Source organism: Rathayibacter festucae DSM 15932 (assembly GCF_004011135.1).
GTDB classification, from domain to species: Bacteria; Actinomycetota; Actinomycetes; order Actinomycetales; family Microbacteriaceae; genus Rathayibacter; species Rathayibacter festucae.
This window is the reverse complement of the sequence record NZ_CP028137.1, coordinates 3,199,135-3,226,006: the sequence shown is the minus strand read 5'-3', so window position 1 is coordinate 3,226,006 and position 26,872 is coordinate 3,199,135. Positions and strand designations below refer to the sequence as shown.

Below are 26,872 nucleotides of genomic sequence, written 5' to 3'. Positions count from 1 at the left end.
CGTTGGCGTCGGCGTCGTCCGCACCGGTGGGGGACGCCTTCGCGCCCGAAGGGGGGCCCTCGTGTGTCACGAGCGACGACACTACTCCGTGGCCGGGGGCAGTCAAGCCGCCGGGACGCCCGCCGCGAGAGCGCTGAACCCGCGCTGTGACCGGGCATTTCCGCAGCTGTCGGGCAAGCGGTTCCAACGAGGTCCCCATCTGTGGGACAGGGGGTCAAATCACCCTCGAACTGGGGTCACCCTCGACGCTGTGAAATCGCCCGAAGTCTGTTGAAGTCGAAGACAGGTCACTCCGATGGGGGGAGCCGACGGGTTCCGCCCGTCGACGCTCGGAGGGGCCTGCACCGTTCCGCCGCCTCCCGGCCTCTGACCCGAGCCCCGCTGCAGCGGCGCGGGCGCTCGCTCGGAGTGCCTGCGTCGACCCGCCCGCACCACGACAGGTCGGCCGAGACGCCGACAGAATCGACGGAACCCGTGTCCACTTCCCGCACCGCCGCGCCGCCGGCCCGCTCGCGCCTCTGGCGCGCAGCCGGCCTGGCCACCGCGCTCGCCGTGACCGCCGGCATCGCCCTCGCCGGCTCCGCCCCCGCCCAGGCCGCCACGACCGGCCAGTACCTCGTGTCGGTCGACTCGAGCTCGATCTCGGAGCAGGTCGTCCGCGCGCTCGGCGTCGCCGACGACGTGCAGTTCGAGGGCGGCGTCGCGGGCTTCACCGCCCCGCTCACCGAGCGCCAGAAGGCGGTCCTCGAGGCCGACTCGCGCGTCCTCGGCATCACCCCCGCCGACCAGGTCGTCGACGGCCAGGCGCAGACCGTCCCCTCGCACGTGCTCACCGCGGAGGCCGACAAGGCCCCGGTGCGCGCGGGCGACGGAGTGACGAACTACAGCGGTCCGGCCGTCGCGGTCATCGACTCCGGCGTCAGCTCGCACCCCGACTACAACCTGAAGGAGCAGATCAACTGCTTCGGCTCGGGCACCGCCGCCGACGCCAACGGCCACGGCACCGGCGTCTCCGGCTACATGGCCGCGCTGGACAACGGCTCCGGCTCGGTCGGCGTCGCGCCCGGCGCTCCGATCTACTCGGTCCGCGCGCTCGACGCGAACAACCGCGGCAACACCGGCACCCTGATGTGCGCCCTCGACTGGGTGTCCGCGAACGCGGCGAAGTACAACATCAAGGTCGTCAACATGTCGCTCGCCACCTACGGCACCGACGACGGCAACTGCGGCCGCTCGAACGGCGACGTGATCCACCAGGCGATCTGCGACCTCGAGGCCAAGGGCATCGTCTCCGTCGGCTCCGCGGGCAACACCTCCGAGGACCTCGCGGGCTGGATCCCGGCCGCCTACGACGAGGTGCTCGCCGTGACCAACATGGCCAACTACGACGGCAAGCCCGGCGGACTCGGCACGGCGCCCTGCGGCGTCCAGACCAAGGACGACGCGGTCTCGACCAACAGCAACTTCGCCGTCACGGCCGCCGACCAGAAGCACACCATCGCCGCCCCCGGCATGTGCCCGTACACCACCAAGAAGGGCGGGTCGTACGCCTACATCCAGTCGGGCACCAGCATGGCGGCCGCCGGCACCAGCGGCGTCGTCCTCGACTGCATGAGCTCCGGTGGATCCTGCGCGGGCAAGAGCCCGGCGCAGGTCCGCGCCCAGGTCATCGCGCAGGCGAAGGCGGCGACCGAGCGCGGCCGCACCTTCCAGGGCGACCCGACCCGCCCCGTCGCCGGCCGCTACTTCGGCTACGCGGTGAGCACGATCCCCGTCGGCACCGTTCCGACGCCGGACCCGACGCCGACCGCGACGCCGACCCCCACGGCCACGCCCACCGCGACCCCGACGGCCACCCCGACGGCGACGCCCACGTCGACCCCGAAGCCGACGGCCACGCCCACGTCGACTCCGAAGCCGACCGCCACGCCGACGCCGACCGCGACGCCGACCACCCCGCCGGCGGCCGACACGCAGAAGCCGACGGTGAGCATCACCTCGCCCGCGACCAACACCACGGTCGTCGGCTCGATCCGCCTCGTGGCCTCGGCCAGCGACAACGTCGGAGTGACGGCCGTCGCGTTCTACGCGTCCGGCACGAAGCTCGGCAACGGCGTGAAGCAGTCGGACGGGACATGGGCCCTGACCGCGAGCTCGTCGGCCTACCCGAACGGCGCCTACCAGGTGACGGCCAAGGCCCAGGACAAAGCCGGCAACGTGACGACCAGCTCGGCGATCACGCTCCGCGTCGCGAACTGAGTTCCGCGCACTGAATGAGGGGGTCCCGCCTGACGGCGGGGCCCCTTCGTCGTTCCTGGGGGCGGCCCTGCTGATCGAACGGCCCGCAGGGCGGCGCCCCCGTGCTGATCGAGTAGCGCGCGGAGCGCGCGTATCGAGATCCACCACCGTCAGAAGGCGAGTCTGCGGACCCGCCCCGCTGACGGTGGTGGGTCTCGATACGCCCCTCCGGGGCTACTCGACCAGCATGACGCGTCGCCGCAGCCGCACCCACTCGCCCGAGAAGGCTCGTTCTCCACCCCGAGAACGCGCCTTCTCGGGCGAGTCGATTCGCGCCGCAGCGTCAGGGGCGGGTGGCTGCGCCGATCAGGCGGGTGAGGGCGTCGCGGACGGCGGTGAGCTCGTCGAGGGGGAGATCGAGGCGCTCGACGATCTGCGGGGGGACCTGGAGCGCGCGCTCGCGGAGGGCGGCTCCGGACGGGGTGAGCGCGACGTCGAGGCGGCGCTCGTCCTCGGTGCTGCGGGCGCGCGTGACGCAGCCGGCCGACTCGAGGCGCTTCACCAGCGGGCTGAGGGTGGCCGGCTCGAGGTGCAGGGCGGCGCCGAGGTCGGCGAGCGAGCGCGGGGCGCGCTCCCAGAGCGCGAGCATCACCAGGTACTGCGGGTGGGTGAGCCCGAGCGGCTCCAGCACGGGCCGGTAGAGGCCGATGACGGTGCGGGCGGCCACGGCGAGCGAGAAGCAGACCTGGTTCTGCAGGGCGAGCGGATCGGTGTCCACGGGATCGGTCTCCACGGATTCGTCCTCCCTTTCCCCTCGCGCACTGATCATTAGTACACTAAGCATATGGCCAAGCCGACCCGCTCCCTCTACCAGCGCTTCAACGCGCGGCTCTTCCCCTGGCTCGGGCCGCCGCCGCTCGGGCCCTACGACCAGCCCGAGCCCGAGGCTCCCGCCGGCCGCGCCTGCCCGCTCTGCGGTCGCCTGATGTCGGAGCACGTGATCGACCGCAGCGGCCCGCGCACGCAGCTGTACTGCCCCGGCACGGATCCCGCTGCGGACCCCGGCACCGCCGCCTGACGGCCCGATCGGCCCCTCCGGCGTCGCATGTCCCCTTTCGGGGGCCACGGGGTCGCGCCGCCGGAGGCGGATGATGAGCGCATGTCCCGTCTGCGCTCCGACTCCGCCCGTGCCGTCCAGTTCTCCCGCTTCGGCGGCGTGGACGTGCTCGAGATCGCCGACATCGCGCGGCCCCAGCCCGGGCTGGGGGAGGTGCTGGTCGAGGTCCTCGCGGCCGGCGTGAACCACATGGAGGCGTTCATCCGGCGCGGGATGTTCGACTCCGACCACTCCGCGGCCTTCCCGATGCGCCAGGGCACCGACTTCTCCGGCATCGTCGTCGGCCTCGGCGAGGGCGTGAGCGACCTCAAGCTCCGCAGCGACGTCGTCGGCCACGCGCTGGTCGGCTCGCACGCCACCCACATCGTCGTCCCGCGGGAGAACCTGGTCGCCAAGCCCGCCTCGGTGAGCTGGGAGGTCGGCGGCGCGCTGTTCCTCGCCGGCGTCACCGCCTGGCGCGCGATCGAGGCCACCCACATCGGACCGGACGACACCGTGGTCGTCTCGGCGGCGGCGGGCGGCGTGGGCAGCATGGAGATCCAGCTCGCCAAGCTGCGCGGCGCGACCGTCCTCGGCACCTGCGGCGAGCGCAACTTCGACTACCTCCGCCAGATCGGCGTGAAGCCGATCGTCTACGGCGACGGCATCGCCGACCGCATCCGCGCCGCGGCGCCGAACGGCGTGACCGTCTTCCTCGACAACTTCGGCGGCGACAACGCGGCGCTGGCCGAGGAGCTCGGGATCGAGCCGGCCCGCTTCCACTCCAGCGACGACCGCAAGGAGATCGAGCTGCGCGCCGTCTGGCCCGACGCCGAGACCGCGCGGCGCGACACCGAGATCCTCGGCGAGCTGGTCGCGCTGGTCCGCGACCAGAAGCTGCGGGTGCTGGTCTCCGGCTTCTACCCCTACGGCTTCGTGCAGGACGCGTTCGACGACCTCGAGAAGCGGCACTCGCGCGGCAAGATCGTGCTCGGCATGAACCCGGTCGACGCGGGGCGCGTGACCAAGGCCCGCGACATCCACGAGGCCGGTGCCTAGCGTCGGCCCTCGGGCCTAGGCTCGGCTCTCGGGAGGGAGCCGCGTGGAGGAACCGGTCGTCGCCATCATCTGGATCGTCTCGTTCGTGGTCGTCACCGTGCTGGTGACGGGGCTCTCGGGCAAGGCGGGCTGGTCGGCACCCGTGGCGCTGGTCGCCGTCGGCGCGCTGGCCTCCTTCGTCCCCGGGATCCCCGAGGTGGTGGTCGAGCCGGACGTCGTCCTCTACGGGATCCTGCCGCCGCTGCTCTACGCGGCGGCGATCCGCACCTCGGTGCTCGACGTCCGCGCCCGCGGCGACAGCATCCTGCTGCTCTCGGTCGGGCTCGTGGTCTTCACGGTGCTGGTGGTCGGCGCGGTCGCCTGGGCGGTGGTGCCCGCGATCTCGATCGCCGCGGCCCTGGCCTTCGGCGCGATCGTGGCGCCGACCGACGCCGTGGCGGTGACCGCGATCGCGGGGCGGCTGCGGCTGCCGCGGCGGATGCTGACGGTGCTGGAGGGCGAGAGCCTGCTCAACGACGCGACCGCGCTGGTCGCGCTGAACGCGTCGCTGCTCGCGATCGTCAGCACCGTGACGCCCGGCGGGATCGCGCTCGACTTCGTGCTGGCCGTCGTGGTCGGGGCGGGGGTCGGCATCCTGATCGCGGTCGTCCTCGGCTTCGTGCGCAAGCAGGTGTCCTCCTCGGTGCTCGACACGAGCCTCTCGCTGGTGACGCCCTACGTCGCGTTCATCCCGGCGCAGCTGCTGCACGGCTCGGGGGTGCTCGCGGTCGTGGTCGCGGGGCTGTTCCTCGGCTTCCGGGCGCCGGTCATCCAGTCGGCGCAGGCGCGGATCGCGGAGTCGCTGAACTGGCGCACCATCCAGTTCCTGCTCGAGAACGCCGTCTTCCTCTTCATCGGGCTGAGCCTGTCCTCGGTGGTCGCGGCGACCGCCGACTCCGACATCGGCGTCTGGCAGGGCATCGGCATCAGCGCAGCGCTGCTCGGGGCGCTGATCGGCAGCCGGGTGCTCTGGATGTGCCTGACCACCGTCCTCTTCCGGCACGGACCGCGGCGGCTGCAGCAGCGCGGCTGGACCTGGCCGACGGCGCTCGGGGTGTCCGTGGCCGGGATCCGCGGCGTCGTCACCCTCGCGGCGGCCTTCCTGCTGCCGGAGGAGACGCCGCAGCGGGCGTTCCTGCAGTTCTTGGCGTTCGTGGTGGTCGCGGGGACGCTGGTCGAGGGGCTCGCGCTGCCGCGGGTGGTGCGGCTGCTCAAGCTGCCGGCGCCGAACGAGCAGCAGGAGCACGTCGAGAAGCAGATGCTGCTGGCGGAGGCGCAGTCGGCCGGTCTGGCGCGGCTCGACCAGGAGCCGCAGGACGGCGTCGAGGAGCGGGTGCTCGACCGGCTGCGGCGGAACGCGGTGTTCCTCGCGGACGCGCTGGAGAACCCGCCGGAAGGGGAGGGCGCGGAGCCGCTGACCCACTCCTACAACCGGCTGCGCCGCGTGATGATCGCGGCCGAGCGCGAGGCGGTGCTGAAGGCGCGCGCCGAGGGGCGCTACCAGGAGCCGGCGGTGCGCAGCGCGCTGGCGTTCCTCGACGTGGAGGAGGAGGCGCTGGCGGTGGGGCGGCAGTAGGCGACCTGCCTCGGCCGCCTGGAGTGAGCGGTGAAAATCCTATAGGATCGACGGGTCCGGCCGGAGGGCCGGCGCACTCGATGATGAGGAGCCGACGAGCATGACCCGTCTCTGGAACGAACCCGCCGACTTCGCCGACGACATGGTCGACGGCTTCGTCCGCGCCAACGGCCGCTGGGTCCGCAAGGTCGTCGGCGGCGTCTCCCGCTCGACCCGCTCCGAGGAGCCCGAGGTCGCGGTGGTCATCGGCGGCGGCTCGGGTCACTACCCGGCCTTCGCCGGACTGGTCGGTCCCGGCCTCGCGCACGGCGCCGCGATGGGCAACCTCTTCGCCTCGCCCTCGGCGCACCAGGTCGAGTCGGTGATCCGCGCGAGCGAGCAGGGCCGCGGCGTGCTGCTCAGCTACGGCAACTACGCCGGCGACGTGCTGCACTTCACCGCCGCGCAGGACGCGGTGCGGGCCGACGGGATCGACTGCCGCACCGTCACCGTGACCGACGACATCTTCAGCGCGAAGCCCGAGGAGGCGCACAAGCGCCGCGGGATCGCGGGCGACCTCACCGTCTTCAAGGTAGCGGGGGCCGCCGCCGCCGCGGGCTACGCGATCGACGACGTGGAGCGGGTGGCCGTGCTCGGCAACGCGCGCACCCGCTCGCTCGGCGTCGCCTTCACCGGCTGCACGCTGCCCGGAGCCGACGAGCCGCTGTTCTCGGTGCCCGAGGGCCGGATGGCGGTCGGCCTGGGCATCCACGGCGAGCCCGGGATCGACGAGGTCGACATCCCCAGCGCCGCGGAGCTGGCCGAGCTGTTCGTCACGCACCTGCTCGCCGACGCCGAGATCCCCGAGGGCGTGAGCGTCGACGGCGCCCGGGTGGTCCCGGTGCTGAACGGGCTCGGCTCGGTGAAGAGCGAGGAGCTGTTCGTCGTCTTCAGCACGATCGCCGATCTGCTCGAGGCGCGCGGGATCACCCTCGTCGACCCGCAGGTGGGCGAGTTCTGCACCAGCTTCGACATGGCCGGCGTCTCGCTGACGCTGTTCTGGGTCGACGAGGAGCTCGAGACGCTGTGGACGGCGCCGAGCGACACCCCGGCCTTCCGCACCGGGGCGGTCGACGGCGGCGCGCTCGTGGCCGTCACCGCGACGCAGGCCGAGGAGGTCGCCGCCGAGGTCGGCGAGGCTTCGGAGGAGTCGCGGGCCGCGGCCGCGCGGCTGTCCGACGCGATCGCGGCGATCCGCGACGTGATCGACGCGAACGCCGACGAGCTCGGCCGCCTGGACTCGATCGCGGGCGACGGCGACCACGGCATCGGCATGCAGCGCGGGGCACGGGCGGCCGCGCAGGAGGCCGCCGACGTGCTCGGGCGCGGTGCGGGCGCGCAGACGCTGCTCACCCGCGCCGGCGACGCCTGGTCGGACCGCGCGGGCGGGACCTCCGGCGCGCTGTGGGGGGTCATCCTCCGCAGTGTCGGCGAGGCGCTCGGCGACGACCGCGCCGTGAGCGCGCGCGAGGTGAGCGCGGGAGTGACCGCCGCCTCCGACGCCGTGCGCGGCTACGGGAAGGCGAGCGTCGGCGACAAGACGATGGTGGACGCGCTGGTGCCGTTCGCCGAGACGCTGGCGGAGCGGGCCGGGGCGGGCGACGCGCTCGCGGACGCGTGGGGCGCTGCCGCGGGTGCCGCCCGCTCGGCCGCCGACGCCACCTCCGACCTGATGCCCGGACTCGGCCGCGCCCGCTCGCACGGCGAGAAGTCGCTCGGCACGCCCGACCCCGGCGCGATCTCGTTCGCGCTGATCGTCGAGGCGATCGCACCGCAGCTCGGTGCCGACTCCGGCACCGCATCCGCCACGAACGCACCGTCCACCCACGAAGGAGAGAGCGCATGAGCACCACCTGGAGGATCGTCGTCGGATCCGACGACGCCGGCTACGACTACAAGGAGATCCTGAAGCGCGATCTCGAGGCCGACGACCGGGTCGTCTCGGTCGTCGACGTCGGCGTCGACGCGGAGTCGCACACACCCTACCCGAGCGTCGCGATCGCGGCGGCCGAGCTGGTCGCGCGCGGCGAGGCCGACCGGGCGCTGCTGATCTGCGGCACCGGCCTGGGCGTCGCGATCGCGGCGAACAAGGTCGAGGGGATTCGCGCCGTGACGGCGCACGACTCCTTCTCGGTGGAGCGCGGCGTGCTCTCGAACGACGCGCAGGTGCTCTGCATGGGGCAGCGCGTCGTCGGCATCGAGGTCGCCCGGCGGAACGTGCGGGAGTGGCTCGGCTACGTCTTCGACGAGTCGAGCGCCTCGGCCGCGAAGGTGGAGGAGATCGTCGCGTACGAGCGCTCGGGAGCGACTGCGTAAGCTGAGCCGACCGCTGTGCCGAGCGCCCTCCACCGGGCGTTCCGCGGCGCACCCCTTCCGCACCGACCCGCGAGGCTGTGATGACCGACGCCGTGTTCCGCCTGACCGGCGCGGAGTCGATCGAGCGGCGGGGGCTGCGCGACCACGTCTACGAGCGCGTGCTCGACGTGCTGCTCGGCCCGGACATCGAGCCGGGCATGCGCCTGTCCATCGACGCGGTGGCGCGCGAGCTCGGCGTCTCGCCGACGCCGGTGCGCGAGGCGCTCGTGCAGCTGGAGCGGACCGGCCTCGTCACCCGGGTGGCCAACAAGGGCTGCCGGGTGGCGCCGCCGCTCGCCGACGACCAGCTCGACGCGCTCTTCGACGCGCGGCTGGTGCTCGAGAGCGGCGCGGCGGCGCTCGCGTCGGCGCACGAGGCGGCGCTGGTGCCGCGGCTGCAGGAGGCGCTCGCCGCGCACGAGGCGATGACCGCCGTCGTGCGCGCGGCCTCCACCGAGGGCGAGCTGCCGGTGGCGCTGCTGCGCGAGTACTTCGCGGTGGACTGGAACTTCCACCACCTGATCTTCGAGGGCACGCACAACCCGTTCCTGATCGACATGTCCGAGGCGATCTCCACGCGCGTGCACCGGATGCGCCAGACCGTGCAGACCGGCGTCAGCGACGCGGACGACGCCGTGCTGGAGCACCGGGCGATCGTCGACGCGTTCGCGGCCGGCCCGGAGGCGGCGGCTGCCGCGATGCGCGTGCACATCGAGCGGGTGCGCGAGCGCTCGCGCCGCGACTCCGTCCGCTGACGCTGCGGCCGGTGCCCGGGCTGAACTCCGGCTCGCAGAATCGGCCTCGGCTCGTGGAATCGGGTGGTTCCCGCGTGCCGGAGGTCGTTCCGCGTGCCGGAGGTGGCCGGACGGTGCGCTGTCAGGGCGAGAGGTGTGCGCGGATGCCGCGACCCATGCTGGTCGAGTAGCCGCGGAGCGGCGTATCGAGACCCGGCGTCTGCAGGGGGTGGATCTCGATACGCCCGCCATGCGGGCTACTCGATCAGCATGGACCGCGCACTGCGCGGGCTGTTCGATCGGCATGGGCCGCGCGATGCGCGGGCTGTTCGATCAGCAGGGGGGTCCGGCCGTCGGCCGGGCTGTCCGATATGCAGGCGATGAGCCCCTTCATGCTGGTCGAGTAGCCGCGGAGCGGCGTATCGAGACCCGAGGTCCTGCAGAACGGTGGATCTCGATACGCCCGCTGCGCGGGCTACTCGATCAGCATGGACCGCGCGCGACGTGGGCTGTTCGAACGGCTTGGTCCGTGCGAGGCGCGGGCTGTTCGATCAGCAGGGGGACCGGCCGTCGGCCGGGCTGTCCGATCTGCAGGCGATGAGCCCCTTCATGCTGGTCGAGTAGCCGCGGAGCGGCGTATCGAGACCGACCCTCCTGCAGAACGGTGGATCTCGCTACGGCCCGCTGTGCGGGCTGCTCGGTCAGCCGGAGGGCGGGACGGTGAAGGGCCCGGCCGCGGGTGCGGTCGGGCCCTTCACGGTGGCGGCGGGTCAGTGGCCCGCCTGGACGCTCGTGGTCTCGAGCAGCTCGTCCGCCTTGGAGCCGCGGAAGAACTTGGTGCAGAACATCATGGCGGCGGCGAGGAAGGCGAAGACGCCGAGGGAGACGACTCCCCACACGCCGCTCTCGGTGGGCACGGCCTCGTTGAAGCCGTTGCGCATCAGCGGGGCGACGAAGCCGCCCAGGTTGCCGAGCGAGTTGATCAGGCCGATGCCGGCCGCGGCCGCCGCTCCGGTGAGGAACGCGGTCGGGTAGGCCCAGGTGATCGGTCCGACGGAGAGGAAGCTCGCCACCGCGAGGGTGATGAACAGCAGGCCGAGGATCGGCTGGCCGGCCGACCCCGCCCAGGCCGAGCCGAAGATCGACAGGCCGGTGAAGATGTAGAACATCGCGCCCCAGGAGCGGCGGCGGCGGATCGTGTTGGCGTGCTGGCCCACGTAGTAGCAGGCGAACAGGCCCACCAGCCAGGGGATGGCCGAGACGAGGCCGACCTGGAAGCCGACGTCCTGCCCGATCAGGTTCGCGACCTGCTGCGGGAGGTAGAACGTCGTGCCGTAGACCGCGATCTGCAGGCAGAAGTAGATGATCGTGAAGTACCAGACCTTCCAGCTGGCCATCGCCTTCCAGATGCCGGTCGGGCCGTCGGCCTGGCGCACGGTGTCCTCGCGCTCCATCGCCGCCGTCAACGAGTCCTTCTCGCCCTGCGTCAGCCACTTCGCCTTCTGCGGATGGTTCGTCAGGAACTTCAGCGCGGCGATGCCGGCGAGCACCGCGAGCACGCCCTCGGTGAAGAACATCACCTGCCAGCCCTCCCACGGGGTGATCTGGTTGCCGACGCTGATCAGGCCGCCGCTGAGCGGGGCGCCGAGCATCTGCGAGAAGGGCTGCGCCAGGTAGAAGATCGCGAACATCTGCACGCGGACCTTGTTGGGGAACCACTCCGACAGGAACATGATCACGCCGGGGAAGAGGCCGGCCTCGGTCACGCCGAGCAGGAAGCGCAGGACGATGAACATCGTGTCGCCGGTGGTGAAGGCGAACGCCGCGGCGACGATGCCCCAGGTGACCGCGATGCGGGCCAGCCAGAACCGGGCGCCGAAGCGCTTGAGCAGCAGGTTGCTCGGGATCTCGAAGATCGCGTAGCCGATGAAGAAGATGCCGGCGCCGAGCGCGAACGCTCCGTCCGAGATGCCGCGGTCGACCGAGAGCGCCTCCTCGGCGAAGCCGACGTTGGTGCGGTCGAGGAACGCGACGAAGTAGAGGATGACGAGCATCGGCATCAGATGCCGGGACGCCTTCGAGATGGCGGATTTCAGCGCGGGATCACGGGTGGATCCGAGGGCTGGGGACGAGGTGGTCAAGGCGCTCTCCTTTGAGTCGGCCGAATGCGGTGAGGGGTGGGAGGGATCAGGAGCCGAGCGCGGGCAGGATCTGCGCCATGCCGACGGCGACGAGGATCACGCCGACGCCGAGGAAGATCCAGCGGCCGAGCGACCAGGTTCCGGTGAGCTTGTTCATGGGGTGTCCGTTCCAGTGCTGAAGGGGATCAGTGCCGAGGGGGGATCAGTGCACGGGGATCAGTGCATGTAGAGGCCGCCGTCGACGTTCAGGGTCTGACCCGTCACGAAGCCGGCGTCCTCGCTGATGAGGTACGCGATCGCCGCGGCGATGTCGCGGGGCGTGCCGATGCGCGGCAGCACGCCGTCGGCGGCCATGGCCTTCTTGCGCTCCTCGGTGAGGGTGCCGCCCATGATGTCGGTGTCGATCGGGCCGGGGGAGATCGCGTTGACGGTGATCCCCTGGCCGCCGAGCTCGCGGGCGACGCTGCGGGTGAAGCCGATCACGCCGGCCTTGGCCGCGGAGTAGGCGGTCTTGCTGAAGGTGCCGCCGCCGCGCTGCGCGGAGACGGAGGAGAGGCTGACGACGCGGCCGACGCCGCGGGTGACCATCGACTCCACCGCGCGGCGGGTGCTGAAGTGCACGCCGTTGAGGTTGACGTCGAGGACCCGCTGCCACTCCTCCGGGGTGACCTCGAGGTAGGAGACGGGGGAGGCGATCCCGGCCAGGTTCACCAGCGCCACGACCGGCGGGAGGGCGGCCTCGAGCGCGTCGAAGGCGGCGCGGACCTGCGCGTCGTCGGCGACGTTCGCGCCGGCTCCCGCGGCCTGGACGCCGTGCTGCTCGGCGATCTCGGCGGCCACCTCCTGCGCGGCCTCGGCATGGAGGTCGATGACGCCGACGTTCCAGCCGAGCTCGGCGAGGTGGTGGGCGGAGTAGCGGCCGATGCCGCGCGGGGACGCGGCGCCGGTGAGGACGACGGTCCGGGACTCGGGGAATGCGGTCATGAGGGTGCTCCTTCTCGGTCGGCGCGTCAGGCGATCGGCGCGGGGCCGAGCTCGTCCATCAGCTTCTTGATGGCGACGTAGGCGCGGTTGCGGTACGCGATCAGCTCGGCGGTGCGCTCGGCGGGCACGTCGAGGTAGCCGGCGCCGGACTTGGTGCCGAACTTCCCGGCGTCGACCAGCGCGGCCAGCGACTCCGGGGTGGCGAAGCGCTCGGGCCAGCGGGTCTGCAGCGAGGCGTAGCAGAAGGCGTAGACGTCGAGGCCGGCCATGTCGGCGATCGCGAACGGGCCGAAGACGGGGAGGCGGAAGCCGAAGGTGGTGCGGACGATCGTGTCGATGTCCTCGGGGGTGGCGATGCCCTCCTCGACGATCTGCGTCGCCTCGTGGAAGAGCGCGTACTGCAGGCGGTTGAGCACGAAGCCGGTGGAGTCCTTGACCCGCGCGGTCTCCTTGCCGGTCGCCGCGACGATCTCCTCGGCCAGCGCGATCGCGCTCTCGGCGGTGCCCTCGTGCGGGATCAGCTCGACGCCGGGGATGAACGGCGCCGGGTTGGAGAAGTGCACGCCGAGGAAGCGCTCGGGGTTCGTCACGGCCTCGGCCAGCGAGCCGATCAGGATGGTGGAGGTGTTCGAGCCGATCACGGCGTCGGGGCGCGCGGCGGCGCTGATCCGGCGGAGGGTCTCGTGCTTGATCTCGATCTTCTCGGGCACGGCCTCCTCGATGAAGTCGGCGGTCGCGACGGCCTCCTCGATCGAGGCGGCGGGGGAGAGGTTCTGCCGGATGCGCTCGACCGCGTCCTCGGGGAAGAGGCCGTCGGCGACGAACTGCGCGGTCTCGGTGAGCAGTCGCTCGTAGTTGCTGCGGGCGATCTCCTCCGAGATGTCGGCGATGACGACGGTGGCGCCGGAGAGCGCGAGGACCTGGGCCATGCCTCCGCCCATGTAGCCGGAGCCGACGACGGCGATGGTGCGCGCGGTCGGGGTGGTGGTGCCGGTGGTGTCGCTCATGTCTGTCGTTCCTTACTGCGAGGCCCGGGCCGCGCGGGGCAGCAGCGAGCGGATGTAGGTCTGGTTGGTCGAGCACATGCCGAGGCTGTCGCCGCCGTAGTGCTCGGCGAGGAGGATGCCGCGGAACCCGCCCTCGACCGCGTCGCGCAGGACCTGGCGGTAGTTGATGAGACCGGCCTCCATGGTCGAGGGGACCGAGGTGGCCCAGGAGCCGTCGGCCGACTCGTCGCGGGTGTAGTTCTTCACGTGCATGTAGTTGGCGTAGGGGAGCGTCTTCGCGAACAGCTCGCGCCAGTCCTCGACGGGGCGGTGCAGGCGGATCAGGTTCGCGACGTCGGGGTTGAGGCCGACGTTGTCCAGGCCCACCTCCTCGACGAAGCGGACGGCGCTGTCGGCGGTGCCTAGGTAGGTGTCCTCGTAGAGCTCGAGTGCGAGCGGGAGGCCCACGTCGGCGGCGTGCTTCCCGAGCTCGCGGATGCGACTGACGGCGGCGTTCCAGACGTCGGGGTCATCGGGGTCCTTCGGGCCCTCGGCGGTCCAGAACCAGAGCGCGCGCTTCTGCGCGGCGCTGAACGGCTGGTGCAGACCGGTCGAGAAGACCTGCATGCCCCACTCGGCGGCCGCGTCGATGGTGCGGTGCGCGTAGGCGAGGTTCTTCTCCTCGTGCCCGGGCATGATCACGCTCTGGCGCTGCAGGTGCACCGAGGGGATGCCGATGCCGTGCGACTTCGCGATGCTGAGGAACTCGTCGCGGCGCGACGGCTCGAGGTCCGCGGGGCGGACGTGGCTGTCGGCCAGCTCGGCGAGGGTGAAGCCGACCTGCTCGACCTGGGCGAACATGTCGTCCCAGACCTCGGGGGCCGCGTCGTGCAGGGCGACGCCGTCGCGGCCGACGGGCGGGATGCCGTGCAGGCAGGTGGCGATCGGCCAGGTCTCGGCGGTCCAGCTGTCGGGGTTCCAGTCGACGCCGTCCCAGGACTGCGCCCCCTGGAGGTTCGGGGCCCCCTGGACGGTCCGCGCGGGTGTGCTCTCGCTCATCAGTGCTCCATTGCGCTCGATGCGACCGGCGTTGGTCGCACAGAAGATCCTATAGGAAATATAGTCCTGGAGCGGCGGAGCGCAAGGGGCGGGCGGGGGCGCGGCCGGCGGACCGCCACCCCGGCTACCTCCGGCACGCGGAAACTGCTCCGGCACGCTGAAACTGTCCGATTCCGCGAGCCTCAGCCGGATCCGCGAGTCGAACTTCCGCCCCGGCCACGTCCGGCACGCGAAACTCAGTCCGGCGCGTCGAAACCGACCGATTCCGCGAGCCTGAGCCGAAACCGCGAGCCGAACATCAGCGCCGAGCACCTCCGGCACGCGGAAGCCGCTCCGGCACGCTGAAACCGTCCTATTCCGCGGGCCCAGGCCGAAACCACGAGTCGAGCATCCGCCCTGGGCGCCTCCGGCACGCGGAAGCCGCTCCGGCACGCTGAAACCGTCCTATTCCGCGGGCCCAGGCCGAAACCACGAGTCGAGCATCCGCCCTGGGCGCCTCCGGCACGCGGAAGCCGCTCCGGCACGCTGAAACCGTCCTATTCCGCGGGCCCAGGCCGAAACCACGAGTCGAGCATCCGCCCTGGGCGCCTCCGGCACGCGGAAGACAGTCCGGCACGCTGAAACCGTTCGATTCCGCGGGCCGAGGCCGAAACCACGAGTCGAGCATCCGCCCCGACCACCTCCGGCGCGCGGAAGGCAGTCCGGCACGCTGAAACCGTTCGATTCCGCGAGCCCAGGCCGGAACCACGAGTCGAGGATTCGCCCCGGCTGCCTCCGGCACGCAAAAATCCGTCCGGCACGTCGAAACCGTTCAGTTCCGCGAGCCGAGGCCGACTTCGCGAGCAGAACCTGCGGTCCTGGGCAGTCCGCCCATCCTCGGCGCGTGAGAACCTCCCCCGCACGCCGAAATCGCCCGATTCCGCCAGTTGGGGAAGACTTCGCGAGCCCGACCCTGAATCACGAGCCGAACATCCGTCCCGGCCACCTCCGGCACGCGAGAACAGCTCTGGCACGTCGAAACCGTGCGATCTCGCGAGCCCGGGCCTGAACCGCGAGCCGGATTTGCACCCGGGCCACCTCCGGCGCGCGGAATCTGCTCCGGCACGTGGAAACCGTCCGATTCCGCGTGGCCGGGCCGGAACTGGGAGCCGAACATCGGCCACCCGCCTCCTCCGGCACGCGAGAACCGCTTGGGCACGCCGGAACCGCCCGGTTCCGCGAGCCCGAGCCGGATCCGCGAGCCGAAGTTTCACCTCGGCCACCTCCGGCACGCGAGAACCAGTACGGCACGTCAGAACCGGCGGATTCCCCGAGCCCGAGTCGATCGAGCGAGCCGAACCTCCGGTCCCGGTCGGTCGGCGCGTCTCCGGCACGTGGAAACCGCTTCGGCACGTCGGAATCGTCCGATTCCGCGAGCCTGAACCGATGACGCGAGCCGAACCTCCGGTCCCGGTCGGTCGGCGCGTCTCCGGCACGTGGAAACCACTCCGGCACGTCGGAACCGGCCGATCCCGACGGACCGGGCCGGGACCACGAGTCCTTCGTCGTCCAGCGCGGCGGCGGGCGGACAGCCGAACGGCGGGGACCCCCGAGGGATCCCCGCCGTCAGCGGTGGTGCGGTGGTGCGGTGGGCGTCAGCTCAGCGTGGAGCGGACGGCCGCGCGCGCCTGGTCGAGCGCGCTGCGCAGGGCGTCCGTGCTCGCCGCGCTCACGGAGCCGTGCGCGGCGGCCGTGCGCAGCTCGGCGCGCAGCTCGTCGCGGAACTCGGTGAGCAGCACCTCGGCGTCGCGCAGGGCGAGCCGGGAGGCGGTGCGCGCGTGAACCGGGGCGGTGCCGGCCGGGGGCTCCATGGGCGGGGCGTCCTGCGGGCGCTCGCCCGCGGTCGACTCCGACGACTCCTGCGTCGACTCCGCCGGGGCGGGCGTCTCGGCCGAGTGCTCCGGCCCGCCGCGCGACGGGCGCGAGTCGCGGGCGGCGCTCGCCAGATCCGCGCGCAGGCTCTTCATCGCCTCCGCGACGCCGAGGCGCACCTCGTCGGCCAGGCGGCGGACGGAGTCGGTCAGCTCCTCCTCGATGTCGCCGAGGTCGGTCGCACGGTTCGCCAGCTCGTCGCGGCCGGCGTCGGTGATGGAGTAGACGGTCTTGCGGCCGTCGGCCTCCTTGGTGACCAGACCCTCCTCCTCGAGCTTCGCCAGGCGCGGGTAGACCGTGCCGGCGCTCGGGGCGTAGGTGCCGCCGAAGCGCTCGCTGAGCGCCTGGATCAGCTCGTAGCCGTGCTTGGGCGACTCCGCGAGGAGGTTGAGCAGGTAGAGGCGCAGGCGACCGTGCGCGAAGACGGGGCTCACAGCGCGCTCGCGTCGGTGAGGCGCTGCGCGGCGGGAGCGGCGGGGGAGCGGCGGACGACGGTGACGGCGCCGGTCACCGAGTTGGCGGTGACGTCGACCCACTTCGAGTCGAGCGAGCCGGTGGTCGCGGTGTAGCCGCGGCCGAAGGTGCCCTTGACCACCTCGCCGTCGAGCTGAAGCGTGCCGGTCGCGGTGTTGATCCGGTAGCGGGCGCCGAGGCCCTCGTCGATCCGGATGGTGAGGTCGCCGCTGACGGTGTTGCACTGGATCTCGTCCGGTGCGTCCTCGGCGTCGACGAAGACGCTGCCCGAGACGCCGTCGACGGAGAAGCGCGTGAGCGCGCCGGCGGTGGTGACGTCGCCGGAGACGGTGTGCGCGGTGACCCGGCCGGTGTGGTTGCGGACCGAGAGCTCGCCGTGGACGGTGTTCGCCTCGATGTCGCCGCGCAGGCCGTCGATGACGATGTCGCCGCCGACCGTGGAGACGCGGGCGTCCGAGTGCAGACCCGAGACGAGGCCGTCGGCCGAGACGGTGTCGAACTTCAGCGCGACGCCGCGGGGGACGAGCAGGCTGATGTCGGCGCGGTCGCCCTTGCGGCCGAGGCCCTTGGCGACGTCGACGACGGTGTCCCAGCGGAGCTGGATGTGGTCGACCTCGAGGCGGTCGCCGTCCATCGAGACCTTGAGCGGGCGGCCGGAGACGCTGTGCACCTCGACGCGGGCGGTGGGCTCGTCGTGCCCGATGACGTCGATCTGACCGCCGACCAGGGCGATCTTGATCGCGCGGACGACGTCGAGGTCGATGACCTTCGTCTCGCCCGCCTGCACGAGCCATTTCTCGAGCGACATGGTGCTCCTCCTCCTGCGCCCTCGTGGGGCGATCCTGCTGCTGGTGATGCCGGGACGACTCGCGATATAGCGCGAGTCGATGGAAGTCACGATATATCGCGTCTCGAGGCGCGGGCAAGGGTGCTCGGCGATCACTCAGGAGACGCGGTCCGTCTGCTAGACCGGGAGCATGGATCCGCTCGCGGCACTGCAGGAGATCGCCGCCCTGCTCGAGCAGGAGCGGGCGTCGAAGTACCGCGCGAAGGCGTTCCGGAAGGCGCTCGCCGTGCTCGAGAGCATGGCCGAGGGGGAGCGGGCCGACCTCGCGCTGGTCCGGGCGGCGCCGGGGATCGGCGACACGACCTTCACCGTCATCCGCCAGGCGCTCGAGGGGCGGGTGCCGGACTACCTCGCCGAACTGCGCGGCACCGCGTCCCTGCCGGAGAGCGCGCTGCGGAGCCTCCTCCGCGGCGACCTGCACAGCCACAGCGAGTGGTCGGACGGAGCGACGCCGATCGCGGCGATGGCCGACGCGGCCCGCGCGCTCGGGCACGAGTACCTCGCGCTGACCGATCACTCGCCGCGGCTGCGGGTCGCGCACGGGCTGAGCGCCGAGCGGCTCGCCGAGCAGCTGGAGCACCTGGCCGGTCTGGACACCGGGTCGCTGCGGCTCCTGAGCGGGATCGAGGTCGACGTGCTGGAGGACGGCGCGCTCGACCAGTCGGAGGAGATGCTCGCGCGGCTCGACGTGGTCGTCGCGAGCGCGCACTCGAAGCTGCGGATGCCGAGCCGGGAGATGACGGCGCGCTTGGTCGCGGCGGCCGCGCATCCGCGGACCCGGGTCCTCGGGCACGTCACCGGGCGGCTCGTCACGGGGGAGCGCGGCACCCGGCCGCCGTCGACCTTCGACGCCGGCGCCGTCTTCCGGGCCTGCGCCGAGCACGGAACCGCGGTCGAGATCAACTCCCGCCCCGAGCGGGAGGACCCGCCGGACGAGCTGATCGCCCTGGCCCTCGAGGCCGGCTGCCTCTTCTCGATTGACAGCGACGCGCACGCCCCCGGCCAGCTCGGCCTCCTCGACTACGGCGCCGAGCGCGCCGAGCGCCTCGGCGTCCCGCCCGCCCGCATCGTCACCACGTGGCCCCTCCCGCGACTCCTGGAGTGGCTCGCGCCCTGATCCCCCGCCGCGAGATGCCACTTGTGCACACTTCTCACGGCGTGTCGCGTGCACAAGGGGCATCTCGCGGAAAGCGAAGTCGCGGGTGGTACCCCCTTGACAGGAGGAGCTAGCGCGGGGGGAGTTTCGGCGCAAGTAGTGATTTCCCAGCGTCGGGAGCGGCATGCTCGTGGGGGCCGTCTCCGAGGCGCGCCCTCCTCCGCTCCGACCAGACCAGGTGATCCCGTGGCCACGCAGACCGTTCTCGACGCCGTGCGCGCAGCGCCCACCCTCCTCGAGGCGATCCGGGCGGCCGACGCCCTGACGATCGCCGCCGTGAGCGACGGGGGTGGACGCGCGGTCCGCCTGCTGACCCGCGCGGCCCTCGACCCCGCCGACCAGCTCACCGCCATCGCCGCGGTGCACTCGCTCGCGCAGGTCTTCGACGAGGAGGCCGACCTCGCGCTGCTGCGGCTGCTCGCCGACGAGCGCGCCTTCATCCGCGAGCACGCCGCCTGGGCGTTCGGCGGACGCCTGCCCCGGCCGGCCGCGGTCGGCCCGCTGCTGCGCATGGTCCGCGACGGCGGCTTCGCCGGCATGCTCGCGCAGCGCACCCTGCTGCTCTGGGCGTCCTCCACCCCCGACCTCGTCGCGCTCGCGCTCGAGGGCGCGCTGATCGGCGAGCGCGACCGCGACGTCCGCGCGCGCTACGTCGAGACGATCGGCCTGGTCCCCGGCGCGATCGCCGAGCGGACCCTCCTGCACACCGCCGCCGACGAGGGCGAGGTGTTCGAGGCGCGCGCCGCGGCCGCCGACGCGCTCGGCGAGCGGCCCTCCGACGACGCCGCGCTGATGCTCGCTCGCCTCGGCGAGATGCCGGAGCCGCTCGGTCCCGTCGCGCGCGTCGCCCTCGCCGACCGCGCCATCGCTCCCGTCGCCGACGCCGGCCCCACCGTCGCGCAGCTCTTCGTGCACGCCGACATCGACGGGACGCTCACCCGCGTCGGCGCGGGCGACAACGGCGGCATCGCCACCCTCCTCGTCCGCCTCGGCGACGCGCTGACGGAGGAGGACTGCATCGAGCGCGTCCTCACCCTCTCCCGCGGCACCTGGGCCGAGGCCGAGCGCGCGCTCGCCGAGCTGCCGGCCGCGGGCCACGGCTTCGCGCCCGTGCCGTTCGTGGGGGCCGCCGTGCCGATGCCGCTCGCCTGGCCGCGGCGCATCGCCGCCGAGCGCGGGATCCGCCGCTACCTCCGCGCGGCCGGCCGCGTCGACGTCGTGCACCTGCGGATGGCCGACGTCGGCTCGCTCGCCGCGGCGGCCGTCGCGCGCGAGCTGGAGATCCCCGTCGTCTTCACCGTCGCACCCGACCCGCACGCCCTGATCGCCGGACTCGACGAGGCGGGCACGCTCTCGCGCGCCGACTTCGGCGACCGCGACGCCGTCGAGCACTTCTGGTTCCGCGTGCGCCTGGTGCAGCGGCTCGCCGCCGACGCCGCCCACACCGTGCTCTTCCCGCGTGCCGAGCTCGCCGAGACGATGCGCGACATGCTCGGCATCGACATCACCGCGCACCCCGAGCGGCACACGATCGTCCCCGAGGGGATCGACGTGCGCCTGGTCGAGCGCGGCGAGGAGGCGGCGCGCGATGCCGCCGCCGGCGAGCCGGTCGCTCTCGACGCCAGCGACGACCTCTCCGCCCTCGACGCGCTCCTCGCCGAGCTGCCGGCCGAGCGCCGCGGGCTGCCGCTGCTGCTCAGCGTCGGGCGGCTGCACCGGGTGAAGGGGATGGCGACGCTGGCCGAGGCCTGGGCCGGCTCGCCGCTGCGCGACCGCGCGAACCTCCTCCTCGTCGGCGGCGACCTCGACGCGCCGACCCCCGACGAGACGGAGCAGCTCGACCGGATCCGCGCCGTCGCCACCCGACCCGGCTCAGCGGGCGGTCTGCTGCTCGCCGGGCACCGCCCCAACGGGACCGTCGCGCGCTGGCTGGGCGCCGTGCGTCACGGCCGCCCCGGGCTCGCCGCCGCCGGCGGCGCCTACGTCTGCGCGAGCGTCAAGGAGGAGTTCGGCATCGCCCTGCTCGAGGCGCTCGCCGCGGGGCTGCCGGTGGTCGCTCCGGCCACGGGCGGCCCGGCGACCTACGTGGAGGAGGGCGTGACCGGCTTCCTCGTCGACACCTCCGATCAGGAGGCGCTCGCCGTCGCCGCCTGCCTCGCGCTCGACCTCGCCGCCGGTCCGCTCGCCGAGTACTCCGCCGAGCGCGGCCGCGCCATGGTGCGCGAGCGCTACACGATCGAGGCGATGGCGCACGCGCTCTCCGCCGTCTACGCGCGGGCGACCGCGGAGCAGGAGCGCCCGCTCGGCTCGGACCTCGTGCTGGGCGCCTCGTGACCCTGCTGATCGTCAGCCCCGACTACGCCTCGCACCTGCTGCCGCTGGCGACCCTCGGCACCGCCTGGCGCGCGGCCGGGGAGCGCGTCGTGGTCGCGACCGGCGACGCGACGCGCTCCATCGTCGACGGCTTCGGCTTCGAGCACGTCCCGCTCCGGCTCGGCCGCGGCTCCAACCCGGGCACGATCCGGGCGGAGGAGCAGGCGCCCGACGAGGGCGACTCGCTCCGCGGCTTCTTCGACGCGACCCGTCGCGGGATGGTGCCGACGCTCGAGTACCAGGCCGGCGAGCGGCTGACCGACCTGCTCTGGGACCCGGCGGGCGTCGCCGCGCGGCTGCGCGAGATCCTGGACGAGGTCCGGCCCGACGCGATCGTCGTCGACCACCTCGCCTTCACCGCGCGGGTCGCGCTGCGGGCGCTCGGCGTGCCCTACGGCGACGTGGTGCTCGGGCACCCGAGCGCGCTGACGGTGCCGGGCGAGGTCTACGGCTTCCCGCCGGTCTGGCCCGACGCCTTCGAGCCGCCGGCCGAGGACCTGGCGCGGCTGCGGGCGCTCTGCGAGCGGGTCCGCGACTCCTTCACGGCGGAGTGGAACGCCGCGCTCACCGCGCTCGACCCGGCCGCGCCGCTCAGCCTCGACGCCTTCGCCGAGAGCGGCGACGTGCTGCTGCTGAACTACCCCGGAGAGCTGCACGACGCGGCGCGGACGGCGCAGCTCCCGCCGCACGCCTTCCTCGGCTCGGCCGTCCGCGGCGAGCCGCGCGACGCCGAGGTGGAGGAGTGGCTGGCCGCCTCGGACGACCCGGTCGTCTACGTGAGCTTCGGCAGCTTCCTCTCGGTGCGCGACGACGTGCTCGCGCGGGTCGTCGCGGCGCTGGCCGGCGTCTCCGTCGACGGGCGGCCGGTGCGCGTCGCGCTGGCCTCGGGCGCGACCGATCCGTCGGCCCTGGGCGACGTGCCCGCCGGCTGGCTGGTCCGCGGCTTCCTGCCGCAGGTGACGCTGCTCGGCCGGGCCGCGCTGGCGGTCACGCACGGCGGCAACAACAGCGTGACGGAGTCGATGTCGGCCGGGGTGCCGCTGGTCGTGCTGCCGTTCTCGACGGACCAGTTCGCGGGGGCCGCGGCGCTGGAGGACGCGGGGGTCGCGGAGGTGCTCGATCCGAACGCGGCCGGGGTGCCCGAGCTGGCGGACGCGGCCCGGCGGATGCTCGCGCTGGACGGCGCGGCGCGGGAGCGGCTGGACGAGCTGTCCGCGGCGCTCACCGGGACGACCGGCCCCGAGCGCGCCTACGCGGCTCTGGCGCACGCCGCGTCGTGAGCACCGATCAGCCTGGCGCCGACGGACCCGCCGCTGACGGGCCTGCCGCTGACGGGCCTGCCGCTGACGGGCGCTCCGCTGACGGGCGCTCCGATGACGGGCCCCTCGCCGACGGACCCACCGACGACGGGCGCTGGCTGGTCGTCGACGGACGCCGCTGGCGCCGGACCGACCCCAGCCTCCCCAAGGACGTCGTCGCGGCGCTGAAGTCGCACCTCGGCCGCGGCCGCTCCGGCGTGCGCACGGCGAAGAAGGCCGGCGACGACGCCGCGGTCGCCGCCGCCCGCACGCGGACCGGCCTGGCCAAGCACGGCCTCGGCGAGCGCGGCCCGAAGTGGTGGGACGAGCCCGAGCCCGCCCGCCTCGACCGTGCGCTGGCGGCCCTCCGCGACCTCGACGCCCTGTAGCCCCTCCGCACTTCCCGCGAGATGCCACTTGGGTACGCCTTCGTCGGCGTGTCGCGTACCCAAGTGGCATCTCGCGGAGGGGAGCAGGGAGGGGTCAGAGCAGGGACTCCGCGAGGGAGAGGGCGCCGCGGACGCCGGCCTCGTCGCCGAGGGCCGGGGGGACCAGGCGGAGGTGGGCGGCGCCGGTGCCGTTCGCACCGGGGGCGCCCATCAGGCGCTCCACCTCGGCCTCGGTGGCGGCGAGCAGGCCGGGCGTCTTGGCGACGCCGCCGCCGACGATGGCGAGCCGGACGCCCGCGACGTAGGCAAGCGTCGTCACGAGCTGGGCGAGGTAGTAGGAGCTGAAGCGCAGGTTCGCGGCCGCGTCCTCCGCACCGAGGCTCGAGCCGTCCACACCCCAGCGCGCCGAGATCGCCGGGCCGGCGACGAGCCCCTCGAGGCAGTCGCCGTGGAACGGGCAGGTGCCCTCGAAGCGGTCCTCCGGGTGCCGGCGGGGCAGCACGTGCGCCACCTCGGGCCAGCCGCTGCCGGCGAGGAGATGGCCGCCCGCGACGAGGCCGCCGCCGACCCCGGTGCCGACGGTGAGGTAGACGAAGTCGGGCTCGCCCTGCCCGGCGCCCCAGCGCGCCTCGCCGAGGGCCGAGCCGTTGACGTCGGTCACCAGCGCGGTCCGCGCGCCGGGAGCCGCCGCCTCGAGCGGGGACAGCACGTCGGTGCCCTCCCAGCCGAGCTTGGGCGTGGAGGTGAGTCGGCCGTAGCCGGGGGAGGCGGGGTCGATGTCGAGCGGGCCGAACGAGGCGACGCCGATCGCGGCGACCGTCCCCTCGACGCCGTGATCGCGGGCGAACGCGGCCAGGTCGCCGAGGGTCTCGGCGGGGCCGCGGGTGGGCAGGGTCGTGGTGGCGAGGATCCGCTCGGGGTCCTCGCGCGCGGCGACCGCGGCGACGACCTTGGTGCCGCCGGTCTCGATCCCGAGGAGGAGGGCGCGGGGCGCGGTGCCGGAGGTCACCGGGTCGCCAGGACGGGCACGGGCGGACGGCGGCGTCGAGGAGTCACGGTGAGGCTTTCCGTTGAGCGCGGCGGGCCGCGGCGGACACGATGCTCGAATGCTAACGGCCGCACCCGGAGGGCGCTCAGCGCGAACCTCGGGCTCCGGGCCGCGGCGACTTCGACCAGCAGGGGGCGGGCGTCTCTTCCACGGAGATCCGACGTCCGTGGGAGTGGTCGAAGGACTCCCGCCCTCCCCGTGCGTCGCGGCCGGCGCCACGGACGGACGGTCCATCCCTTCGGAGGCGTCCTCGCCGCAGTGCCGCGATCCTGCGCGCGAGACCGCGATAGTGAGCGATTCCGTGCGTCTCCTGGCGGAAATCGCAGGATCCGCGCGTGCGAGACTGGCTGCGAGCGTGCTCCACCCGCCTCGCGGGGACGGAGCCACTGGACCCGGTCCGCTCATCCGCATCCTTTCGCAGGAGGACTCGAATGACCGATACCGCCGTGCTCGCCACCGCCCCGACCCGCATCCCCGTCGCGAAGGCGATCCTGATGTGCCGCCCCGAGCACTTCACCGTCGTCTACCGCATCAACCCGTGGATGGACCCGCAGGTCCCGACCGACACCGCGCTCGCCGTGCGCCAGTGGCAGACGCTGTACGACACCTACGTCGAGCTCGGCTTCGACGTGCAGCTGATCGAGCCCGAGGCCGGCCTGCCCGACATGGTCTACGCCGCGAACGGTGGCTTCGTGATCGACGGCATCGCCTACGGCGCCTCCTTCACCTACCCCGAGCGCCAGCCCGAGGGCCCCGCCTACATGGACTGGTTCCGCGGCGCCGGCTTCGACGTGCGCATGCCCGAGGAGGTCAACGAGGGCGAGGGCGACTTCCTCCTCGTCGGCGAGCGGATCCTCGCCGGCACCGGCTTCCGCTCCGCCTCCGACTCGCACGCCGAGGTCGCCCGGATCTTCGGCCGCGAGGTCGTCACCCTCGAGCTGGTGAACCCGTCGTTCTACCACCTCGACACCGCGATCGCCGTGCTCGACGACACCAACATCGCCTACCTGCCGAGCGCGTTCAGCGAGGAGGGCAACCGCGTCCTCCGCGAGCTCTACCCCGACGCGATCCTCGTCTCGGAGGAGGACGCGTCCGTGCTCGGGCTCAACTCCTTCTCCGACGGCCTCAACGTCGTCATCGCCTCGCGGGCGGCCGGCTTCGAGCGCCAGCTGCGCGAGCGCGGCTACAACCCGATCGGCGTCGACCTGTCCGAGCTGCTGCTCGGCGGCGGCGGCGTGAAGTGCTGCACCCTCGAGCTGCGGCGCTGACCCTCCCCTTCTCCCTCACCCACTCTCCAAAAGTTGTCGTACTCACCGCTCGAGTACGACAACTTCTGAGGAGTCGATCGTCCTCAGGAGGCACGACATGAGCATCACCGAGACCGACCGTTCCGCCGAGCTGATCGCCGCGGAGGAGGCGCACGCCGCGCACAACTACCACCCGCTGCCCGTCGTCGCCGCGACCGGCGAGGGCGCCTGGATCACCGACGTCGAGGGCCGCCGCTACCTCGACTGCCTGGCGGCGTACTCCGCCGTCAACTTCGGCCACTCGCACCCGGTGCTGCTGGACGCCGCGCGCGCGCAGCTCTCCCGGGTCACCCTCACCAGCCGCGCCTTCCACAACGACAAGCTCGGCCCGTTCGTGACGGCGCTCGCCGCGCTCGCCGGCAAGGACATGGTCCTCCCGATGAACACGGGTGCGGAGGCGGTCGAGTCCGGCATCAAGGTCGCCCGCGCCTGGGGCTACCGGGTGAAGGGCGTCGCTCCGGGACGCGCGAACATCATCGTCGCGGCCGGCAACTTCCACGGCCGCACCACGACGATCATCTCCTTCAGCGACGACGCGGAGGCGCGCGACGGCTTCGCGCCGTTCACGCCCGGCTTCCGGACGGTGCCGTTCGGCGACGCGGCGGCCCTCGAGGCCGCGATCGACGAGGACACCGTCGCCGTGCTGATCGAGCCGATCCAGGGCGAGGCGGGCATCGTCGTCCCGCCGGCCGACTATCTCCCCGCCGTGCGCGAGATCACCGCGCGGCACAACGTCCTCTTCATCGCCGACGAGATCCAGTCCGGCCTCGGCCGCACCGGCGCGACCTTCGCCTGCGACCTCGTCGACGTGGTCCCGGACGTCTATCTGCTGGGCAAGGCGCTCGGCGGCGGCATCGTGCCGGTGTCGGCGGTCGTCGCGAACGCCGACGTGCTCGGCGTGCTCCAGCCCGGCCAGCACGGCTCGACCTTCGGCGGCAACCCGCTCGCCGCCGCCGTCGGCCTCGCGGTCGTCGAGCTGCTCGCCACCGGCGAGTACCAGGCGCTGGCCCGCGAGCGCGGCGCCCAGCTGCACGCCCGCCTCACCGCGCTGATCGGCCGCGGTGTCGTCGCCGTCCGCGGCGCCGGACTCTGGGCCGGCATCGACATCGACCCCGCCCTCGCCTCCGGCCGCGCCGTCTGCGAGGCCCTGATGGCCCGCGGCGTCCTCGCCAAGGACACCCACGGCTCGACGATCCGCCTCGCCCCGCCCCTCGTCGTCACCGCCGCCGAGATCGACTCCGCCGTCGACGAGCTGGAGGCCGTGCTCGACTCCCTGCGCTGACCCCTCCCGCGAGATGCCACTTGTGCACGCCTTCCACGGCGTGTCGCGTGCACAAGTGGCATCTCGCGGAGGGCGCTGAGCCCCCTCGACCGGCGACGGCGAGGGGGCTCCGTCGTGCCAGGGCCCAGTGCGGATCCGGCGCAGTGCGGGCAACTTCCGGCGGATGCTGTCATGCTGGACGCGGCCGCCGCGGTCTCTGCAGCGATCCGAGCACTCCGGATCCACCTCCTCACCGCGACCCGCGCCCCCACCCTCACCGCTCCCGGTGCCGCACGATGCGGCGCGGAGCACGACCCGGGTGGCCGCGGACGAGGCCGTGCAGAGCACCGGAACCACCCGGCGCCTGCGACCACACAGACCACCTGCGCCGAGGCGCTCCGCACGAAGCGGGGGCCGCGCGCACCAGCACGACGCCACGTCCCCCACCGGAAAGCACCCATGCGAAACGCCAGAACCGCCAAGCCCGCGCGCCACCACCTCG

General features: G+C 73.1%; 21 protein-coding genes. 13 read left to right on the top strand and 8 right to left on the bottom strand.

The window, feature by feature from the left end:
- Positions 1-474: 474 nt before the first annotated feature.
- Entirely contained in the window at positions 475-2,259 is a 1,785-nt protein-coding gene (locus C1I64_RS20180; RefSeq protein ID WP_164874557.1) for an Ig-like domain-containing protein, read from the top strand.
- A 322-nt stretch (positions 2,260-2,581) separates the two neighbouring features.
- Here the strand turns inward: C1I64_RS20180 and C1I64_RS14735 are convergent, their stop codons facing one another.
- The gene (locus tag C1I64_RS14735) at positions 2,582-3,031 is read right to left on the bottom strand and encodes a MarR family winged helix-turn-helix transcriptional regulator (protein ID WP_372487892.1); all 450 of its coding nucleotides are present in this window, start codon (positions 3,029-3,031) and stop codon (positions 2,582-2,584) included.
- Positions 3,032-3,082: 51 nt separating this feature from the next.
- Here C1I64_RS14735 and C1I64_RS14730 point away from each other — a divergent pair, with 51 nt between their 5' ends.
- From C1I64_RS14730 to C1I64_RS14705, 6 genes are all read left to right on the top strand, one after another.
- The gene (locus C1I64_RS14730; protein WP_123448084.1) at positions 3,083-3,316 is read left to right on the top strand and encodes a hypothetical protein; all 234 of its coding nucleotides are present in this window, start codon (positions 3,083-3,085) and stop codon (positions 3,314-3,316) included.
- 81 nt (positions 3,317-3,397) lie between these two features.
- Positions 3,398-4,393 (top strand): NADP-dependent oxidoreductase, encoded by a 996-nt coding sequence (locus tag C1I64_RS14725; protein ID WP_127887721.1) that lies wholly within the window; start codon positions 3,398-3,400, stop codon positions 4,391-4,393.
- Positions 4,394-4,436: 43 nt separating this feature from the next.
- Positions 4,437-6,008: a cation:proton antiporter gene (locus C1I64_RS14720; RefSeq protein ID WP_127887720.1), complete on the top strand. Its 1,572-nt coding sequence runs from the start codon at positions 4,437-4,439 to the stop codon at positions 6,006-6,008.
- A 100-nt stretch (positions 6,009-6,108) separates the two neighbouring features.
- Complete coding sequence (locus C1I64_RS14715) at positions 6,109-7,893, top strand: dihydroxyacetone kinase family protein (protein WP_127887719.1); 1,785 nt, start codon at positions 6,109-6,111, stop codon at positions 7,891-7,893.
- The gene (locus C1I64_RS14710) at positions 7,890-8,363 is read left to right on the top strand and encodes a ribose-5-phosphate isomerase (protein WP_123741040.1); all 474 of its coding nucleotides are present in this window, start codon (positions 7,890-7,892) and stop codon (positions 8,361-8,363) included. The genes C1I64_RS14715 and C1I64_RS14710 overlap by 4 nt, the downstream gene beginning before the upstream one ends.
- Positions 8,364-8,443: 80 nt before the next feature.
- On the top strand, positions 8,444-9,157 hold the full coding sequence (locus C1I64_RS14705) for a GntR family transcriptional regulator (protein WP_127887718.1): 714 nt from the start codon (positions 8,444-8,446) through the stop codon (positions 9,155-9,157).
- A gap of 749 nt (positions 9,158-9,906) precedes the next feature.
- On the opposite strand, the gene C1I64_RS14700 is transcribed toward C1I64_RS14705, so the two are convergent.
- The 6 genes from C1I64_RS14700 to C1I64_RS14675 form a co-directional block, all read right to left on the bottom strand.
- Positions 9,907-11,277 carry an MFS transporter gene (locus C1I64_RS14700; protein WP_244209491.1) on the bottom strand — a complete coding sequence of 457 codons (1,371 nt, stop codon included), beginning with the start codon at positions 11,275-11,277 and terminating at the stop codon, positions 9,907-9,909.
- 216 nt (positions 11,278-11,493) lie between these two features.
- Positions 11,494-12,261 (bottom strand): SDR family NAD(P)-dependent oxidoreductase, encoded by a 768-nt coding sequence (locus C1I64_RS14695; protein WP_127887717.1) that lies wholly within the window; start codon positions 12,259-12,261, stop codon positions 11,494-11,496.
- A gap of 26 nt (positions 12,262-12,287) precedes the next feature.
- Positions 12,288-13,268: a 3-hydroxyacyl-CoA dehydrogenase family protein gene (locus C1I64_RS14690; RefSeq protein ID WP_127887716.1), complete on the bottom strand. Its 981-nt coding sequence runs from the start codon at positions 13,266-13,268 to the stop codon at positions 12,288-12,290.
- A gap of 12 nt (positions 13,269-13,280) precedes the next feature.
- Positions 13,281-14,306 (bottom strand): sugar phosphate isomerase/epimerase family protein, encoded by a 1,026-nt coding sequence (locus C1I64_RS14685; RefSeq protein WP_127887715.1) that lies wholly within the window; start codon positions 14,304-14,306, stop codon positions 13,281-13,283.
- Between the two features lie 1,634 nt (positions 14,307-15,940).
- Positions 15,941-16,651 carry a PadR family transcriptional regulator gene (locus C1I64_RS14680; protein ID WP_127887714.1) on the bottom strand — a complete coding sequence of 237 codons (711 nt, stop codon included), beginning with the start codon at positions 16,649-16,651 and terminating at the stop codon, positions 15,941-15,943.
- On the bottom strand, positions 16,648-17,499 hold the full coding sequence (locus C1I64_RS14675; protein ID WP_127887713.1) for a DUF4097 family beta strand repeat-containing protein: 852 nt from the start codon (positions 17,497-17,499) through the stop codon (positions 16,648-16,650). The genes C1I64_RS14680 and C1I64_RS14675 overlap by 4 nt, the downstream gene beginning before the upstream one ends.
- 169 nt (positions 17,500-17,668) lie before the next feature.
- Here C1I64_RS14675 and C1I64_RS14670 point away from each other — a divergent pair, with 169 nt between their 5' ends.
- The 4 genes from C1I64_RS14670 (at position 17,669) to C1I64_RS14655 (ending at position 22,754) form a co-directional block, all read left to right on the top strand.
- Complete coding sequence (locus C1I64_RS14670) at positions 17,669-18,655, top strand: PHP domain-containing protein (RefSeq protein ID WP_127887712.1); 987 nt, start codon at positions 17,669-17,671, stop codon at positions 18,653-18,655.
- A 225-nt stretch (positions 18,656-18,880) separates the two neighbouring features.
- Positions 18,881-21,028: a glycosyltransferase gene (locus C1I64_RS14665; protein WP_127887711.1), complete on the top strand. Its 2,148-nt coding sequence runs from the start codon at positions 18,881-18,883 to the stop codon at positions 21,026-21,028.
- Entirely contained in the window at positions 21,025-22,347 is a 1,323-nt protein-coding gene (locus tag C1I64_RS14660) for a glycosyltransferase (RefSeq protein ID WP_127887710.1), read from the top strand. Before C1I64_RS14665 ends, C1I64_RS14660 begins: the two co-directional genes overlap by 4 nt.
- Positions 22,348-22,484: 137 nt before the next feature.
- The gene (locus C1I64_RS14655) at positions 22,485-22,754 is read left to right on the top strand and encodes a biopolymer transporter Tol (RefSeq protein WP_127888594.1); all 270 of its coding nucleotides are present in this window, start codon (positions 22,485-22,487) and stop codon (positions 22,752-22,754) included.
- A 94-nt stretch (positions 22,755-22,848) separates the two neighbouring features.
- Here C1I64_RS14655 and C1I64_RS14650 read toward each other — a convergent pair whose 3' ends face one another.
- The gene (locus C1I64_RS14650; protein ID WP_164874556.1) at positions 22,849-23,763 is read right to left on the bottom strand and encodes an ROK family protein; all 915 of its coding nucleotides are present in this window, start codon (positions 23,761-23,763) and stop codon (positions 22,849-22,851) included.
- A 470-nt stretch (positions 23,764-24,233) separates the two neighbouring features.
- Here C1I64_RS14650 and ddaH point away from each other — a divergent pair, with 470 nt between their 5' ends.
- Positions 24,234-25,070: a dimethylargininase gene (gene ddaH, locus C1I64_RS14645; protein ID WP_127887708.1), complete on the top strand. Its 837-nt coding sequence runs from the start codon at positions 24,234-24,236 to the stop codon at positions 25,068-25,070.
- Between the two features lie 97 nt (positions 25,071-25,167).
- Positions 25,168-26,391, top strand: coding sequence for an ornithine--oxo-acid transaminase (gene rocD, locus C1I64_RS14640; protein ID WP_123732521.1), 1,224 nt, complete (start codon positions 25,168-25,170; stop codon positions 26,389-26,391).
- The last annotated feature ends 481 nt before the right edge of the window (positions 26,392-26,872 follow it).